This is a genomic window from Pseudarthrobacter sp. MOO13 (assembly GCF_058267655.1).
Genome location: NZ_CM177848.1, coordinates 986,391 through 1,002,555, shown reverse-complemented (window position 1 = coordinate 1,002,555; position 16,165 = coordinate 986,391). Strand labels below are relative to the sequence as shown.

Annotated in this window: 16 protein-coding genes; 13 read left to right on the top strand and 3 right to left on the bottom strand. The window is 66.5% G+C overall.

Annotated features, from left to right (window positions below):
* Nucleotides 1-2 precede the first annotated feature (2 nt).
* From mshD to AC4EEO_RS04665, 12 genes are all read left to right on the top strand, one after another.
* On the top strand, nucleotides 3-971 hold the full coding sequence (gene mshD, locus AC4EEO_RS04720) for a mycothiol synthase (protein ID WP_018760490.1): 969 nt from the start codon (nucleotides 3-5) through the stop codon (nucleotides 969-971).
* 132 nt (nucleotides 972-1,103) lie between these two features.
* The gene (locus tag AC4EEO_RS04715) at nucleotides 1,104-3,353 is read left to right on the top strand and encodes an RNA degradosome polyphosphate kinase (protein WP_018760491.1); all 2,250 of its coding nucleotides are present in this window, start codon (nucleotides 1,104-1,106) and stop codon (nucleotides 3,351-3,353) included.
* An 8-nt stretch (nucleotides 3,354-3,361) separates the two neighbouring features.
* Nucleotides 3,362-4,330 carry an NUDIX hydrolase gene (locus AC4EEO_RS04710; protein WP_026264307.1) on the top strand — a complete coding sequence of 323 codons (969 nt, stop codon included), beginning with the start codon at nucleotides 3,362-3,364 and terminating at the stop codon, nucleotides 4,328-4,330.
* Between the two features lie 72 nt (nucleotides 4,331-4,402).
* Complete coding sequence (locus tag AC4EEO_RS04705) at nucleotides 4,403-6,019, top strand: hypothetical protein (RefSeq protein WP_491340013.1); 1,617 nt, start codon at nucleotides 4,403-4,405, stop codon at nucleotides 6,017-6,019.
* Nucleotides 6,016-6,819, top strand: a complete 804-nt coding sequence (locus AC4EEO_RS04700) for a thymidylate synthase (protein WP_109044344.1) — start codon at nucleotides 6,016-6,018, stop codon at nucleotides 6,817-6,819. The genes AC4EEO_RS04705 and AC4EEO_RS04700 overlap by 4 nt, the downstream gene beginning before the upstream one ends.
* Nucleotides 6,816-7,400 (top strand): dihydrofolate reductase, encoded by a 585-nt coding sequence (locus AC4EEO_RS04695; RefSeq protein WP_491330301.1) that lies wholly within the window; start codon nucleotides 6,816-6,818, stop codon nucleotides 7,398-7,400. Before AC4EEO_RS04700 ends, AC4EEO_RS04695 begins: the two co-directional genes overlap by 4 nt.
* A 4-nt stretch (nucleotides 7,401-7,404) precedes the next feature.
* Nucleotides 7,405-7,623, top strand: coding sequence for an NF038396 family protein (locus AC4EEO_RS04690; protein WP_018760496.1), 219 nt, complete (start codon nucleotides 7,405-7,407; stop codon nucleotides 7,621-7,623).
* 113 nt (nucleotides 7,624-7,736) lie between these two features.
* Nucleotides 7,737-8,714 (top strand): hypothetical protein, encoded by a 978-nt coding sequence (locus AC4EEO_RS04685; RefSeq protein WP_133830338.1) that lies wholly within the window; start codon nucleotides 7,737-7,739, stop codon nucleotides 8,712-8,714.
* Between the two features lie 23 nt (nucleotides 8,715-8,737).
* Nucleotides 8,738-9,382 (top strand): hypothetical protein, encoded by a 645-nt coding sequence (locus AC4EEO_RS04680; RefSeq protein ID WP_133830339.1) that lies wholly within the window; start codon nucleotides 8,738-8,740, stop codon nucleotides 9,380-9,382.
* Between the two features lie 2 nt (nucleotides 9,383-9,384).
* A complete protein-coding gene (locus AC4EEO_RS04675) occupies nucleotides 9,385-9,801 on the top strand; it encodes a hypothetical protein (RefSeq protein WP_018760499.1) in 417 nt (138 codons plus the stop codon).
* Between the two features lie 103 nt (nucleotides 9,802-9,904).
* Complete coding sequence (asd, locus tag AC4EEO_RS04670; RefSeq protein WP_026264309.1) at nucleotides 9,905-11,047, top strand: aspartate-semialdehyde dehydrogenase; 1,143 nt, start codon at nucleotides 9,905-9,907, stop codon at nucleotides 11,045-11,047.
* Nucleotides 11,048-11,077: 30 nt separating this feature from the next.
* Nucleotides 11,078-12,238 carry a cation:proton antiporter gene (locus AC4EEO_RS04665; protein WP_491340012.1) on the top strand — a complete coding sequence of 387 codons (1,161 nt, stop codon included), beginning with the start codon at nucleotides 11,078-11,080 and terminating at the stop codon, nucleotides 12,236-12,238.
* On the opposite strand, the gene AC4EEO_RS04660 is transcribed toward AC4EEO_RS04665, so the two are convergent.
* Both AC4EEO_RS04660 and AC4EEO_RS04655 read right to left on the bottom strand, forming a co-directional pair.
* Nucleotides 12,235-13,335, bottom strand: coding sequence for a winged helix DNA-binding domain-containing protein (locus AC4EEO_RS04660; protein ID WP_491340011.1), 1,101 nt, complete (start codon nucleotides 13,333-13,335; stop codon nucleotides 12,235-12,237). The genes AC4EEO_RS04665 and AC4EEO_RS04660 overlap by 4 nt on opposite strands.
* A 48-nt stretch (nucleotides 13,336-13,383) precedes the next feature.
* On the bottom strand, nucleotides 13,384-14,451 hold the full coding sequence (locus AC4EEO_RS04655; RefSeq protein WP_491340010.1) for a UDP-N-acetylmuramate dehydrogenase: 1,068 nt from the start codon (nucleotides 14,449-14,451) through the stop codon (nucleotides 13,384-13,386).
* A 185-nt stretch (nucleotides 14,452-14,636) separates the two neighbouring features.
* Here AC4EEO_RS04655 and AC4EEO_RS04650 point away from each other — a divergent pair, with 185 nt between their 5' ends.
* Complete coding sequence (locus AC4EEO_RS04650) at nucleotides 14,637-15,617, top strand: trypsin-like serine peptidase (RefSeq protein WP_491340009.1); 981 nt, start codon at nucleotides 14,637-14,639, stop codon at nucleotides 15,615-15,617.
* A 108-nt stretch (nucleotides 15,618-15,725) separates the two neighbouring features.
* On the opposite strand, the gene AC4EEO_RS04645 is transcribed toward AC4EEO_RS04650, so the two are convergent.
* A complete protein-coding gene (locus AC4EEO_RS04645) occupies nucleotides 15,726-16,163 on the bottom strand; it encodes a MaoC family dehydratase (protein WP_491340008.1) in 438 nt (145 codons plus the stop codon).
* Nucleotides 16,164-16,165: the final 2 nt, after the last annotated feature.

Genomic DNA, 16,165 nt, shown 5'->3' with positions numbered 1-16,165 from the left:
TCATGACTCCAGCGCATCCGCAGAAGTGGCCCGTCCATGTTGTCCGGGGCGGCGTTGACCAGCAGCTCCTGAAAGACTGCCGCGACCTCCTTGCGGCGGCCGAGGAATCGGACGGCAATCCCTCGATCTCCGAACAGACCCTGGTGACCATGCGCGCCGGCGACTCGCCGGACCACACCCTGCTGACGCTGGCCCTGTACGCGCCGGACGAGGACTCCGACCCCGCCACCGGCCAGGACCTGGCCGGGTTCGCCGTGGTGGTGGACGAGCCGGACGGCAACGGTGTCCTGGAGATCGCAGTGCACCCCTCCTACCGCAACCAGGGCGTGGCGGACCGGCTGGTGGGCGCGCTCAAGGAGGTGCGGGGCTTCGACGGGCTGAAAGCCTGGTCCCACGGAAACCATGAAGCAGCCGCGGACCTCGCGGCCCGGTACGGCTACGCACCGGTGCGCGAATTGTGGAAGATGCGGATGACGACGGCCGGCGCCGACCTGCCCGACGCCGGCCTGCCGGACGGTGTGGCCATCCGCGCCTTCGTGCCCGGCAAGGATGAGGAGGCCTGGCTGGCAGCGAACCGGGCGGCATTCGCACACCACCCCGAGCAAGGAAACCTGACCCGGGCGGACCTGGACGCCCGGATGGCGGAGGACTGGTTCGATCCGGCCGGGTTCTTCCTGGCCGAGGACCGTGAAGGGCGTTTGCTCGGCTACCACTGGACCAAGGTCCACCCGCGTCACGGAGAGCATCCGGCCATCGGCGAGGTGTACGTAGTTGGTGTTGCGCCGGAGGCGCAGGGCCTGGGCCTGGGCAAGGCCCTGACGATCGCCGGCATCAAGCACCTGCGCGACTCCGGCCTCAGCGGGGTCATGCTGTACGTGGATGCGGACAATACTGCGGCAGTTGCGCTGTACCGGCGGCTGGGGTTCACCCGTTGGGACATGGACGTCATGTATGGCCCGGCTGCAGGCTAGGTTACGGGCCCCGGAACAAAGCCCGGCGGTGCGTTAAACAGGGCCGTGGGGCCGGTGAATGCTTGTAAGGTTGGAATGGAGCCGCGCGGGGCGGAAGCGCCGGCACCACAGCGCCAGCCATAAGGAGAAGCCATGAACCCGGAACCCTCCGGAACAGCCACGTCCCAGGATGTTGCGTTGCCTGCCCGGGCGCGCTTCGGCTCCTCCGAGGTCCCTGCGGCACGGGCCACCCAGGACCGCATCGACATCCCGGAATTCGCGCCCAACCTGCAGCCTGAGGGCGACATCCGGCCGGACCGATTCCTGGACCGCGAACTGAGCTGGCTCGCATTCAATTCCAGGGTGCTGGAGCTGGCCGAAGACCCCACCCTTCACCTCCTTGAACGCGTCAGCTTCCTGTCCATCTTCGCCTCCAACCTGGACGAATTTTTCATGGTCCGCGTGGCCGGCCTCAAGCGGCGCATCGCCACCGGCCTGGCCGTTCCGTCGCCCGCCGGACTCAGCCCGGTGGAGGTGCTGGAGCGGATCAGCGACGAAGCCCACCGGCTGCAGGAGCGGCACGCCCAGGTTTTCGCCGACCAGATCCGCCCGGCACTGGCGTACGAGCACATCCACGTCATGCAGTGGGGCGAACTGGACGACGCCGCCCAGCAGCAACTCAGCGTGATGTTTGCCGAGAAGGTCTTCCCCATCCTCACGCCGCTGGCAGTGGACCCGGCGCACCCGTTCCCGTACATCTCCGGGCTGTCACTGAACCTTGCCGTCGTGGTCCGGAACCCGGTCAGCGACAAGGAGCTCTTCGCCCGCGTCAAAGTGCCTGACCAGCTTCCCCGCCTGATTTCCATCGACGGTCCGCGGGCCGGTGCGGTTCCCGGGCGGGTGGCACGGTTCATCGCCCTTGAGGAAGTCATTGCCGTCCACCTGGACAAGCTGTTCCCCGGCATGGAAGTGCTGGAGCACCACACCTTCCGCGTTACCCGCAACGAGGACGTGGAGGTGGAGGAGGACGACGCCGAGAACCTCCTGCAGGCGCTGGAGAAGGAACTGCTGCGCCGCCGCTTCGGCCCTCCGGTGCGGCTTGAGGTGACCACGGACATCAACCCAAACATCCGTGCACTCCTGATCCGCGAACTGGGGGTGGAGGAATCCGAGGTGTATTCCGTCCCCGCGCCGCTGGACATGCGTGGCCTGTCAGTCATTGCCGGAATCGACCGCGCCGACCTGCACTACCCCAAGCACATGCCGCACACGTCGCGGTACCTTAACGAGTCCGAAACCTCCAAGGCCGCCAACGTCTTTGCTGCCATGCGGCGCCGGGACATCCTGCTGCACCACCCGTACGATTCCTTCTCCACCTCGGTGCAGGCGTTCCTGGAGCAGGCGGCGTCGGATCCAAAGGTCCAGGCGATCAAACAGACCCTCTACCGCACGTCCGGGGACTCCCCCATTGTTGATGCCCTGATCGACGCCGCGGAGGCAGGCAAGCAGGTCCTGGCCCTGGTGGAAATCAAGGCACGCTTCGATGAGCAGGCCAACATTTCCTGGGCCCGGAAGCTGGAGCAGGCAGGTGTCCATGTGGTGTACGGCATCGTCGGCCTGAAGACGCACTGCAAGCTTTCGCTGGTGGTGCGCCAGGAGGTTGACGGGCTGCGCCGCTACTGCCACATCGGCACCGGCAACTACCACCCCCGGACCGCCCGGTACTACGAGGACCTGGGCCTCCTGACCGCGAACGACCAGGTGGGCGAGGACCTTTCCAAGCTGTTCAACCAGCTCTCCGGCTACGCCCCCAAGTCCACCTTCAAGCGTCTGCTCGTAGCGCCCCGGTCCGTCCGCTCGGGACTCATCGACCGGATCGAGACGGAGATCCGCAATGCGCGCGCGGGCGTTCCCGGCCTGGTGCAGATCAAGGTGAACTCGATGGTGGACGAGGCCATCATCGATTCGCTGTACCGTGCTTCGCAGGCCGGCGTAAAAGTGGACGTCATCGTCCGCGGCATCTGCTCGCTGCGCCCGGGCGTCCCGGGCCTGAGCGAGAACATCACCGTGCGCTCCATCCTGGGCAGGTTCCTTGAACACTCGCGGGTCTTCGCCTTTGCCAATGGCGGCGACCCCGTGGTGTACATCGGTTCGGCGGACATGATGCACCGCAACCTGGACCGCCGGGTGGAGGCACTGGTCCAGTTGAGCAGTGCGGACGACATCACCTATGTCCTTGACCTCCTGCAGCGCTACATGGACCCGGAAACGTCCAGCTGGCACTTGGACAACGAGGGCCGCTGGACCCGGCACCACCTTTCCGACGACGGCAAGCCGCTTGAGGATGTCCAGTCCTGGTTGCTGGCGTCCCGGCCGCGGCAGCGCAGCCTGAGCCGGCGCTAGGCAGCGCATTGTCGAGCGATGCACTCGTAGCCGACCAGACTGACCACCCGGGGGAACCCGTAGCCGTGACGGCTGCGGGTGCCATCCCGTGGCGGGTCAACAAAGACCGGCTGGAAGTCCTGTTGATCCACCGGCCGCGCTATGACGACTGGTCATGGCCCAAGGGAAAGATCGACGACGGCGAAACGGTCCCGGAATGCGCTGTCCGGGAGGTGCGCGAGGAGATCGGCCTCGACGCGCCGCTGGGAATTCCCTTGCCGCCCATCCACTACCACGTCGCCTCCGGCCTCAAGAAGGTCCACTACTGGGCGGTCAAGGTCAACGGAAATGGGCTTGTTCCGGACGGCAAGGAGGTGGACAGCGTGATGTGGTGCGGCCCCGACAAGGCAGCCCGCCTGCTGTCCAACCCGTCCGACGTCGTCCCTTTGGAGTACCTGCGGGACGCGCATGGCCGCGGCAGCCTGGACACGTGGCCCCTGGTGGTACTCCGCCACGCCAAGGCCAAACCCCGTTCGTCCTGGAGCAAGGCCGAGGGCGAGCGGCCGCTGGCTGCCACCGGGACCCGGCAGGCGCAGGCCGTGGGCAGGCTCCTGCAGGCATGGAAGCCGATGCGGGTGGTCACCAGCCCGTGGCTGCGCTGCGTTGCCACCGTTGCTCCGTACGCACGGGCCACCGGGGCAAAGGTGAAGCTCGCCGAAGGCCTCACCGAGCACAGGCACCAGCGGAGCCCGCGCAAAACGGCGGCCGTCATCGAATCGCTCTTCGACAAGCAGCGGCCGGTGGTTGCCTGCACCCACCGGCCGGCCCTGCCGACAGTCCTCAAGCAGCTTGCCGGCCACATGCCTTCGCACCTGGCGAAATTGTTGCCCGCGGACGAGCCCTTCCTCTCCCCCGGCGAGCTGGTGGTGTGCCATGTAACCCATGGCGGGAAGAAGCGGATCGTGGCTGTGGAACAGTTCAAGCCGTTCGACGATTAACCGGGCACCGGCTTGACCGAGGGCTCCAGTCCGTCTTGACTGGGGGACCACGCACTGTTCTGGGGGGATAACGTGCACGCTGCCACCATCGCTGTTTTCGACGACGTTCCACCGCTGGCCCTGCTGTGGCCCCTTGTCCTGGCCGGTGGAGTGTACTGGCTCCTCTCGAGGGTCATCCGGGGAGCGAGGGAGGGCAGCCCCAGGGCGTCGGCGTCGCGCCACGCCTTCCTGGCGGGGCTGGTCGGGTGGCTTGCCAGTTCCCTGGTGCCCGCCGCGAACGCAGGGATCATTCCCCTCCCCCACTCAGCGGCCATCCCGGCAGCCATCCTTCCTGCCCTTGCCTGGCCGGTCCTCGGTTGCTTGGCTGCGCATGTCCTTGGGCAACTGAGTTATCCCCGGCGGCAGTCGCCACCGGACACTCCAGGCGGACCCCGGCGGCGGATCCGTGACATCGTTCCGCGCCGCCTTGGATGGACGGTGGCGGCCATTTTCGCGGGAGCCGCCGCGCTCATCGCGTGGATGTCCGCGCTGCCGGGTTTTCCTTCCCGCGCCTACGAGTCACGGCCCGACGGCCATGGGGGTTTCACCACTTTCGGTGGGGAAGGGCGCATCCCGGGCCAGGAGCTGGCACCGTACCTGGGCGGCGCCCTGATCGTCCTGGCGGCAGGGACGTTGTTCGTCCTGGCCTTGGCCGCCCGCCGGCCGCCTCTCACCGGCCTGACTCCGAGGGAGGATCACCTGCTGCGGATAATCGCCGGCAACCGCCTCCTCCGGACGGTGGCAACTGTGGCGTCCGGGCTGGGGGCGATCGCCGGAAACCACGCAGCGCGTCCCGATCCGGCCGCCGGAACCAACAGTTGGGCCAATCCTGCCGGTGCCCTAAACCTGGTGGTCCTGGTGGTGATGTTCCTCTGGCGCCCGCCTGCCCTCCCGGGCCAACGGCCACCCCGCAAGTCCGCCCAGGTCACTGCCCGGCCCGAGACGATGCTGGCTGTATCAGTGGGACCGGCCATGGGGCTCGCGGCGTTCGTTCCCGTGCCGGTGGCTATTTTCGTCCCGTGGGCGGTGACAGGGCATGCCGCCCCGGTGGCGGCCGTGTCAGCGGCTGCGGTGCTGGCCGTTGTTTCACTCGGGGAATTGGTGATGCACCGCAATCACGGCTGGGCTGGCGCGCCCCGGCATTGGCCCCGGCAGCCCGTGCATCCCGCCTTGATGGTGGCTCTTGTGGCAGCGGCAGCTCTCCTGACGGTGGTGATCGCCTGTGTCGCGGGCCGGCAGGATGAACTCGGGGTGCAGGCCGCGTGGGAAGTGACAGTATGGGCCAGCGCAGGCACAGCGCTCCTCTCTGCCGTCCCCCTCGCGCTCGCGAGGCGCCGCCGCAGTGTTGCGCCCGGGGTTCCGGGACTCGACGCAGCCCTCCGGGCCATCACGGTATACCGTGTGGCGCGGACGCTGACAGCCTTCTTCGCTGCCCAAGCGGGGGTGCTCCTGATGAGCGCGGGGCCCACCCTTGGGCGGCCGGCGGCTTCCGGTCCAGGCCCATGGGACGCGGTGTGGCAGGGGGCATCCGGCCTCGGCGCCTTGTTGACCGCCACCGCCGTACTGATCGCAGTGGCCCCGGTCTCCGTCATTGCCCGGGGCCCCGAAGCCAGCCTTTCGTTGGGACCACCCAGTAGACTTGGGGCGTGAGCATCCCTACGCCTTATGAAGACCTCCTTCGCGATGTCCTGGCCACCGGCACCCATAAATCGGACCGCACCGGCACCGGAACCACCAGCGTTTTCGGCCGCCAGATGCGCTTTGACCTCTCCAGGAGCTTCCCGCTGATCACCACCAAGCGGGTCCACTTCAAGTCCGTGGCGGTGGAACTTCTGTGGTTCCTGCGCGGCGAGACCAACATCAAGTGGATGACGGACCAAGGCGTCACCATCTGGAACGAATGGGCCGACGAAGACGGCGACCTGGGCCCGGTGTACGGCGTGCAGTGGCGTTCCTGGCCCACCCCCGACGGCGGCCACATCGACCAGATCGCCGAACTCATCGAGAACCTGAAGTCGAACCCGGATTCCCGCCGGCACCTTGTGTCCGCCTGGAACGTCTCCGAGCTCAACGACATGGCGCTCCCGCCCTGCCATGCGTTCTTCCAGTTCTACGTGGCGAACGGCAAGCTCTCCTGCCAGCTCTACCAGCGCTCGGCTGACATGTTCCTGGGCGTGCCGTTCAACATCGCCTCCTACGCATTGCTCACCTGCATGATCGCCCAGCAGGTGGGGCTCGAACCCGGCGAGTTTGTCTGGACCGGCGGAGACGTCCACATCTACGAAAACCACATGGACCAGGTCCTCAAGCAGCTCGAACGCGAGCCCTACGAGTATCCTCAGCTGACGATCACCCGGAAGCCCGCGTCGATCTTCGACTACACGCTGGAGGACTTCGATGTGGTGGGCTACCAGCACCACCCCACCATCAAGGCGCCGATCGCGGTATGAGCACCGAAAACTTCACCGATCCGCAGTCCTTCACGGAGGAACTGGCCGCCTCCGTCACCGGCGTGGGCCTGGTCTGGGCCCAGACCTCTGACGGGGTCATCGGGATGGACGGAGACATGCCCTGGCACCTGCCGGAGGACCTCAAGCACTTCAACCGGCTGACCACCGGGCACCCGGTCATCATGGGCCGCAAGACCTGGCTGTCCTTCCCGGACAAGTACCGTCCGCTGCCGGGGCGCACCAACATCGTCATCACCCGGCAGAAAAGCTGGGCCGGCACGCCGGAGGCGGAGGGCGCCGTGGTGGTTCCCTCCCTGGATGACGCGCTCCTTGAGTCGCAGTTCGTCGACGGCGGCGAGACAGTCTGGATCCTGGGAGGCGGCGATGTTTTCCGCCAGTCCACGGACCTCGCCAACGTCGCGGTGGTCACCACCATCGATGTGAAAGCCGACGGCGACACGTTCGCCCCGGAGCTTGGCCCCAGTTGGGAGGCCACGGCCGCCGTCCCGCCGGACGGCTGGCTGACTGCCGCCAACGGCACACGCTACCGATTCACCACATGGTCACGGACCGAGGGCTAGGAACATGCTGAAGAAACCCGAAACCCTGTTCGTCCTGGGCTACATGCTGCTGCCCCTGCTGGCCTTGCTGTCCGCGATCGTGGGGCTGACCATGATCCTGGGCGGCAACAAGATCGCCGGGGCCATCGTGCTGGTGGTGGTCACTCAGGTGTTCACCTTCGGCGCGTTCTTTGCGCTGCGCGCCCGGAAAGCTGCCGTGCTGGAGCAGTCGGACCAAAGCTAGCGCTTACGGCAGCGGCATGGGGAGGCCACCCCATCGCGGGTAGCCCGGTCCTGGCCTAGGCTGGGCACGCGGCACTCTGGGGGCTGTCGAATAAAATATTGGGGGGAATCCTGGTGGCAGGAACTTTGTGGGGCGCCGACGTCGTGCAACTGCGGGCCCTTGCGCAGCAGTTCAACAAGACAGCCGACCTGTTGCAGCAGCAGTCGACGCAGCTAAGCAGCCAGATCAACAACAATCCGGCATGGAAGGGCGCTGACGCCCAGCGGTTCCGGTCTGACTGGAACAGCAGCCACCGCACGCTCCTTCAACAAACCGTCGCCCGCTTGAAGCAGGAGTCCAAAGTCCTGCTCAGGAACGCGGACGAGCAGGAGAAGGCCAGCACCGGCTCCGGCGCCGGCGGAGGACCTGGCAACGGCTCTCCCGCCGGCAACAACGGTCCCCGCCCGCCAATCCCGGGTCAGGGCAGCAATGATCCGTGGGGCCCGGGCTGGCTCACGGATCCCAACTCCCCTTTCCGCAGCGGCTGGGACATCTACAACCTCACCAAAGCGTTGCCGAACCTTCGGGCAGGACTGTTCGATCTTCCCCATTTCATTAGCAAGGCAGACAACCTCGGTGAGTTCCTGTTCTCCAGGGACTTCCAGAACGTGGCAAAAGCATTCCAGAACACGAACATGTTGAGCCAGTATTTCAACACTTCATCGGAACTGTTCGACGGCAGGTGGGATACGGCCTTGCGTCTCGCCGAAGGTGGCAAGGCGGCGGAGTTCTTCAAATTTGGTGGCAGGGCCCTGGGTGGAATCGGGGTGGGTCTTGACGTTTTGGACACCGTCAACAACGCAAAGGAGGGCGACACAGGGGCCGCCGTCTACTCTGGAATCAAGGCCGGCCTCGGAGTGGTAAGTTTCGCTCCCCCGCCTGTCGGAACGGCGGCCATGGTCGCATCCGGAGCGTTGGCCATCTATGACAATGTGCCCATAGTCAAGGAAACAGTGAATGCCATCGGCGGGTCCATCGCTGACGGTGCCAAGGAAGTCTGGGAAGGCGCTGGGGACGCCGCCGAAAAAGTCGGCGACTTCTTTGGATTCTGAGCCCACAACGAGAGGTATGGACGATGACTGAGACAGCGACGGAAGCCGCCACCATCCCTGATGCGATCGGATATGGCTTTGCCGAAATGGTTACCCTTGCAAGCCTCCAGGGCGGGGACGCTGCGGTCCTCAGCGCTGAAGCACTGAGGGTGGACGGCTATATGGACAATACGGACATGGTGAGTGCAGGCGCGTCGTCACTGGTGGCCCGAGGCTTGGCCAAAGCCGAAAATGACGGGCTCCTCTCAGTGTCAGGACCCACTGCTGCCGTGGCTGCCCTGCTCTCCTCCGCCCTCCGTCGCATTGAGATCTCGCTGCTGACGGCCGAAGGGGGCGACAGCGTGGTCTTCATGGAAAATGACGACATCCATCTGCTGTTCCAGCCCCGCTCCTACTTCACGTGGTGGGCAATGGCCCAGCGGCCGGACGTTACCGCCGCCGAAGCCAACCTCATGGTTATCAAGCAGCACCTGGACAGCAACCCGGGGGGCGGCGCCACTCTCCGCCGCCGCGAGGATCCCACCGGACAGACCCTGTACGTGAAAAATGGCGGCGACGGATCATGGACCACTGGTACCTCCACACCCAGGCAGGCAGACATCGCTGAAACCAAAGGCGTGGACGACGCCGGCCTCCTTCACCAAATCCGCGCCATCCGTCAGGACTGACTGTGACCTTCGACCGTGACCGCGAGCGGCGCAACGACGCCGTTCACGCCGAACACAAGGCCGCGCTTGCACGGGGTGAAAAGCGGGTGCTGCGCACCACCAGCACCGGCGAATTGCACAGTTACCCCGCCGACGAAATTGGGTTTTCCCCAGGCCGTGGCCACGTACAGGTCCAAACCTGGTGGGGTATGGGGATCCTGACCGGCGTCATGGTGCTCTTAACCCTCCTTTCCCTCGTTATACTGCTCAGGCCCCTGCCGGACGGCGGCCAGCCGTTCTGGGGCGCCTTGGTCCTCACTGCATTCGGCATTTTTGGAGCCTGGTATACCTTCGGCATGGCGAGGGACGAGTACCGGGCCAAGAAACTGCGGAAGGAAAGGCATGCGCCGGAACCCGGAGCAGGACCCCTCAGTGAATGAACCGCATGGCCGCACGAGGCGCCCGCCACCTCGACGGGGAGGGCCCGGCCGGGCGTGACGTAACCGACTGCGCCCGGCTGGTTCCGAAGTCTAAACTGGTCGAATGACTACAGCAGCTACCCCTTCCGTCGGCCTGGTCGGATGGCGCGGCATGGTCGGCTCCGTCCTCATGCAGCGCATGCAGGACGAGGGCGACTTCGCCAACATCAACCCGGTGTTCTTCTCCACCTCCAACGCCGGAGGTGCCGCGCCGTCGATTGCCGGAACAGCAGGAGGCAGCGCCGGTAAGCTCGAGAACGCGTTCGACGTCGACACGCTGGCCAAGCTGCCCATTATCGTCACCGCCCAGGGCGGTGACTACACCAAGCAGGTCCACGGCGAACTGCGCAGCCGTGGCTGGGACGGCCTCTGGATCGACGCCGCTTCCACCCTGCGCATGAGCGACGACTCCATCATTGTCCTGGACCCCATCAACCGCGACGTCATCGACAAGGGCCTGGTCAACGGCACCAAGGACTTCATTGGCGGCAACTGCACCGTGTCCTGCATGCTCATGGGCCTGGGCGGCCTGTTCAAGAACGGGCTGGTGGAGTGGGGCACCTCCATGACCTACCAGGCTGCCTCCGGCGGCGGAGCCCGGCACATGCGTGAGTTGCTCAGCCAGTTCGGCACGCTCAACGCCGAGGTGAGCACGGAGCTGGACGACCCCGCGTCGGCCATCCTGGACATCGACCGCAAGGTCCTCGCCCACCAGCGCACGGACATCGACGCCACCCAGTTCGGCGTCCCCCTGGCCGGCTCCCTGATCCCCTGGATCGACGCTGACCTGGGCAACGGGCAGTCCAAGGAAGAGTGGAAGGCCGGGGTTGAAACCAACAAGATCCTGGGCACCTCCGACGAAAACCGGGTGATCATGGACGGGCTCTGCGTCCGTATCGGCGCCATGCGTTCCCACTCCCAGGCACTGACCCTCAAGCTCCGCGAGGACCTGTCCGTGGCCGAGATCGAGAAGCTGCTGGACGAGGACAACCAGTGGGCCAAGGTGGTTCCCAACACCAAGGAAGCCTCCATGGCGGACCTGACCCCCGTCGCCGCCTCCGGAACCCTGGACATCCCGGTGGGCCGCATCCGCAAGATGGAAATGGGCCCGCAGTACATCAGCGCCTTCACCGTGGGCGACCAGCTCCTCTGGGGGGCCGCTGAGCCGCTGCGCCGCATGCTCAACATCGCCACCGGCAACCTGTAACAGCCGGCCCGGCCGCCGCGCAGGCAGATCATGGCATTCCTGGTCCTCGCCCTGATCACCGTGGTTGCCATGGCCGGCCCGTTGCTGGCGCTGCCTGCCAAATGGCGGGTTCCAGTGGTGGCCGGCGAACTGTTCGCCGGCGTCGCCATTGGCCGTAGCGGGCTGAACCTGGTCGACGCCTCCGACCCCACTCTGCGGCTCCTGTCCGACGTCGGCTTTGCGCTGCTGATCTTTGTCGTCGGTACCCATGTGCCCGTCAGGGACGCCAGGATCCGGGCAGCCCTCGGCCACGGTGCGGTGCAGGCCGGGGTGGCTGCGGTCCTGGCTGCCGCCACCGGCGTTGCCGTGGCGGCGGCCTTCGGTACCGGCCATGCCCCGCTCTACGCGGTCCTGCTCGCTTCCTCCTCGGCGGCGATGGTCCTGCCGATCGTTGACTCCCTGGGCCTCAGCGGCCCTCCCGTGCTGGCCATGACGGCACAGGTGGCCATCGCCGATGTCGCCTGCATCGTGGCGCTCCCCCTTGCCCTGGACCCCGTGAACGCCGGCCGGGCCGCGGTAGGCTCCCTCGCCGTCGCGCTTTGCTCAGTGGTGCTGTTCCTGCTGCTGCGGCGCGCCGAGCAGTCAGGCGCCCGGGCCAGGCTGCATAGACTGTCGGAAAACCGGAGGTTCGCCCTGGAACTCCGGATCCAATTGGCAATCCTCTTCGCCCTGGCCGGACTGGCCGTGCTGAACAACGTATCCATCATGTTGGCCGGCTTCGCCTTCGGCCTGGTGGTGGCGGCCGTAGGTGAGCCCCGGCGCCTTGCCCACCAGTTGTTCGCGGTCAGCGACGGGTTCCTGGGCCCTGTCTTCTTTGTGTGCCTGGGCGCCTCACTGAACCTAAGCGAGCTGGCGGCGCACCCTGGCATGATCCTGCTGGGACTGTGCCTCGGCGGCGGATCACTGCTCATTCATGTGGTCCTCCGCCTGCTGGGCGTGCCGGCCATCCTCGGCGTCCTGTCCGCTGCCCAGCTTGGCATCCCGGTGGCCGCGGCCAGCATCGGAACCCGGACGGGGGTCCTGCTGCCCGGGGAGGGCGCCGCAGTGCTGCTCGGGGCCTTGGTCACGATCGCCGCGAGTGCCTTTGCAGGGCAGCGTGCCGCCCGGCGGTGGACGCCGCCGGCAGCTGCGAAGCCGCTTCCGACAACCTAGCGGGCCAGGAACTCCAGATACTCCCGCGCGGCCTTGGCAAGCGCTCTTTGGGCTGCCGGGCCGAACGCCGCGGCTGCGTCAAACATTTCGGGAACGACGACGGCGCTCCGGCCGGTGCCCCGGACCATCCAGGTGCCAGCCACCATTCCCGCGGCCACCAGGGTTTTCTTGAAGATGCCGTTGCCGCCCGGAACGATCAGGTCGAAGTGCTCCGGGGCCAGGACGGGCGTGCGGTCAGTGTAGCCGAGGACGAACTCGTCGAACCCGGGCAGCAGGTGCACGGAGCGGGCGCCCGGCAGGCCGGTATCGATGAGGGACGCCGTCTCGGGCGACATCCAGTATGTGGTCCCCTCCCATTCCAGCTGAACGAGTTGCGCCCTGACCTCCATGAGCGCGGACCTCACCTCGGTCAGCGGCAGCTGCGTCCACCAGGCGAAGTCCCGGAGCGTGGCCGGGCCGTGGCTGCGGAGGTAGCGCAGCAGGAATTCCGCCAGTGCCTCCTCCCGGTCCAGGCGGCGGGACGAGGGTATCCACTGGTCGTACGCGGCGATCAGCTGCTGGTTCCCGGCCAGGGGGCCCAGCACCAGCCAGCCGTGCCGGCAGAGCGAGCCCAGGAGGTGGACGCCCCGCTGCCCTTGGGTCGGCTGGCCGCCGGCGTCGAATTCCCGGAACAATTCCGGACGGCTGATGGGGCCATCCGCCAGGATCCGGTCAAGGGCGATGTCCCGCGCCTTCTCAACGTCCGCCCACGCAATGTCCAGCTGGCGGTGCCGGGCAGCGATGCTCCGGGTGAGCCGCTCGGCCGTTAGGTCGAGCATCCAGCGCAGGTCTTCGGGGGCCACCAGATGAAGCGTTCCGCGCATCGGCCAGGACCGCACCACCGCGCCGGTGTTGAGGGCGGCACGCACGTCCGTGAGTCCGGCACCCGGCACCCGCACTCCCACCGCCCACAGGGCTGCGGGCAGGTCCTGCGCCTGCAAGGCTGTCATCCACCGGACCAGTTCCGGCACCGTGCCGCCTCCGCCCGCAAGCCGTTGCGACGCGAGCCGCAGCCTGCCTATCATCCTGCGGTCGCGCAGGGCACCTCGTGCAGCCATGGCCCCATCCTAGGCCGGGGACGGCTGCCCGGAGCTACACCCGGTCCCTTAGAGTTCCAGTCCGATAAGCAGCGGCTCGGGGTGCAGCAGGATCCCAAAACGGCGTTCGACGCCGGTGCGCACCTCCCGCGCCACGGCCACCATGTCCGCCGCGCTGGCTGAGCCGCGGTTGGTGACGGCGAGCGTGTGCTTGGTGGACAGGGAGGCGCGGCCCGCGGATACGCTTCCCGGTTCCAGCCCGAACCCCTTGCCGAACCCGGCCTGGTCAATCAGCCACGCTGCCGAGAGTTTCACCAGTCCGTCCCCTCCTGCCGGATAGCGGGGAGCCGATTCGGGCAGCGTGTCGGCCACGTCCGCCGGGACGATGGGGTTGGTGAAGAACGACCCGGTGGAATAGGTATCCCTGTCGGCGGCGTCCCACACCATCCCCTTGGAGGCGCGCAGGCGCAGCACTTCCCGGCGGACGTCATTGGCGTAAGCGCGCTTGCCCACCTCGACGCCGAGGGAGCGGGCCAGCTCGGCGTACCGGATGGGCGCGCTCATGCGGCCCAGCGGCAGCTGGAATTCAACAGTAAGGACAACGTACCGGGGGGAACCGTCAACGGTGGTCCGCTTCAGGATGGAGTCACGGTAGCCGAATTCAAGTTCGGAATTGGTAAACGTCTTCACCGCGTTCCGTTCCCGGTCCCAGGTGCGGACGGCGGCGATGGTCTGGGATACCTCGGCACCGTACGCTCCCACATTTTGGACGGGCGTGGCCCCGGTGGAGCCAGGGATACCGGACAAGGCCTCTATCCCCGACCAGGCATGGCGAACGGCGTACTCCACCAACCGGTCCCAATTGTGGCCTGCCTGCACCACGACGGCCACGCCGCCGCACGAGTCCTCCGCATTCACGGTGAAGCCCTCCGAGGCGATCTTGACCACGGTCCCGGGGTACCCGTCGTCGGACACCAGGAGGTTGGAGCCGCCGCTGATGATCAGGACCTGCTCGCCGGCGGCATCCGCCGACCTGACGGCGTCGATAATCTCGCCCTCGGTCCGGGCCTCGATGAAGGTGCCGGCGGGGCCGCCGACGGCGGACGTGGTCAGCTGGGAAAGCTTGGTGGCAGTCACCCATCAACAATACTAGGGAACGCCCAAGGAGCCCCGGCCAAGCGCCGCCTTGCAAGGAGTAACAGAATCAACAATTAACTAACAACCTCAGTGTTGAATATTTACAAACTTGTCATATGTGCGTATTTTCGAGCCAGCGGATCACAGACCTGGGTCCGCTTTCCCCGATACCGCATAGGACTGCTATGACCATTACCAGGACTCTGGCCACGAGCCTCATGAGCCTATTGACAGCCGCAGTGTTCGCTTTCTCCTCGGCCGGCGGCGCAACAGCGGCACCCTCCGCCCCCGGAAACGACGCAGCTCCCGGGATCAGCAGCACCAGGACAACCGGTGACGCCGCGGACTACTGGACGCCGGAGCGGATGCGGGCAGCCGTCCCCGGCGATTCGCTCGCCAAGAAGGCACTGCAGCGGCAAAAGGGCAATGCTGCCCCGCTGGGGGAAACGCCCAGTAATGGCACCGAAACCAAAATCAAGGGATCGGATCCAACGGTCCAGCCGATGGCGAACGCCAGCGAAAGCCCCGTCCCGCATATCGGCAAGGTGTTCTTCACCCTGGGCGGAACCGACTATGTGTGCTCGGCCAACTCGGTGGCCGCCACGAACCGGAGCACTGTGTCCACTGCGGGCCACTGCATCAACGAGGGCCCCGGCGCCTTCGCCACCCGGTTCACGTTCGTCCCCGCCTACCTCAACGGATCCGCCCCGTACGGCAAGTGGACGGCCCGTGCCCTCTACGCCCCCACCCAGTGGAGCTCCTCGGGCAACATGCAGTACGACACCGGTTTCGCCGTTATGTCGCCGCTGAACGGCCGCAACCTCGCGGACGTCGTGGGCGCCTCCGGGGTCCGGTTCAATGCCGCCCGCGGCCTCGCCTACAAGGCATTCGGCTACCCGGCCGCGCCGCCTTTCAACGGCGAATCCCTCAAGAGCTGCTCGGGGACGGCCACCAACGATCCCTATAACCCGCAGTTCAACACCCAAGGCATCCCCTGCAACATGACCGGCGGTTCGTCGGGCGGTCCCTGGTTCATTGGCACCTCCGCGGGCGGTTACCAGAACTCGGTCAACAGCTATGGCTACGGCAGCAACTCCACCACCATGTACGGCCCGTATTGGGGCTCGGTCATCCAGTCGGCCTACAACGCCGCCGCCGCTTCCTGACCCACACGTGCCAAAAAGGTTGAGGGAGGATGCCCGCGGGGCGTCCTCCCTCAACCGCGTTAAACAGCCGCACCCGTGAAAACGGCCGGGCTGGAGGCCAGCGCCTGGTCAGGCCAGCTTGACCAGTGCCTGGGCCTTCATCAACACCTTCTGCCCGGCGGCCACAACCGTGAGGTCAATCCGTGCGGTGTTGGCCTCGGCATCGAGCTTTCCGATGATGCCGCTGACCTCCACGGTGGCGCCGGGTTCCGTGGTGCCTGTGGTATCGGCGACCAGGACGGGCTTGGTGAAGCGGGTCTGGAAATCGACGACGGCGGCAGGGTCGCCCGCCCAATCGGTGACCAGCTGGACGGCAGAGCCCATGGTGAACATGCCATGCGCGATGACACCGGGCAGTTCCACGCTGGTGGCAAAAGCCTCGTTCCAGTGGATGGGGTTGAAGTCCCCGGAGGCGCCGGCATATTTGACCAGGTCCGTGCGGGTCACCTCGATGGTGCGGTTGCCGATGTCCTGGCCGGGGCTGAGTTCAGTGAGGCTGGGGCGCATGG

Coding starts and splice junctions, on each gene's coding strand:
- AC4EEO_RS04650 (WP_491340009.1), top strand. CDS start 14,637: ATGACCATTACCAGGACTCTGGCCACGAGCCTCATGAGCCTATTGACA.
- AC4EEO_RS04680 (WP_133830339.1), top strand. CDS start 8,738: ATGACTGAGACAGCGACGGAAGCCGCCACCATCCCTGATGCGATCGGA.
- asd (WP_026264309.1), top strand. CDS start 9,905: ATGACTACAGCAGCTACCCCTTCCGTCGGCCTGGTCGGATGGCGCGGC.
- AC4EEO_RS04690 (WP_018760496.1), top strand. CDS start 7,405: ATGCTGAAGAAACCCGAAACCCTGTTCGTCCTGGGCTACATGCTGCTG.
- mshD (WP_018760490.1), top strand. CDS start 3: ATGACTCCAGCGCATCCGCAGAAGTGGCCCGTCCATGTTGTCCGGGGC.
- AC4EEO_RS04665 (WP_491340012.1), top strand. CDS start 11,078: ATGGCATTCCTGGTCCTCGCCCTGATCACCGTGGTTGCCATGGCCGGC.
- AC4EEO_RS04695 (WP_491330301.1), top strand. CDS start 6,816: ATGAGCACCGAAAACTTCACCGATCCGCAGTCCTTCACGGAGGAACTG.
- AC4EEO_RS04715 (WP_018760491.1), top strand. CDS start 1,104: ATGAACCCGGAACCCTCCGGAACAGCCACGTCCCAGGATGTTGCGTTG.
- AC4EEO_RS04645 (WP_491340008.1), bottom strand. CDS start 16,163: ATGCGCCCCAGCCTCACTGAACTCAGCCCCGGCCAGGACATCGGCAAC.
- AC4EEO_RS04660 (WP_491340011.1), bottom strand. CDS start 13,335: ATGGCTGCACGAGGTGCCCTGCGCGACCGCAGGATGATAGGCAGGCTG.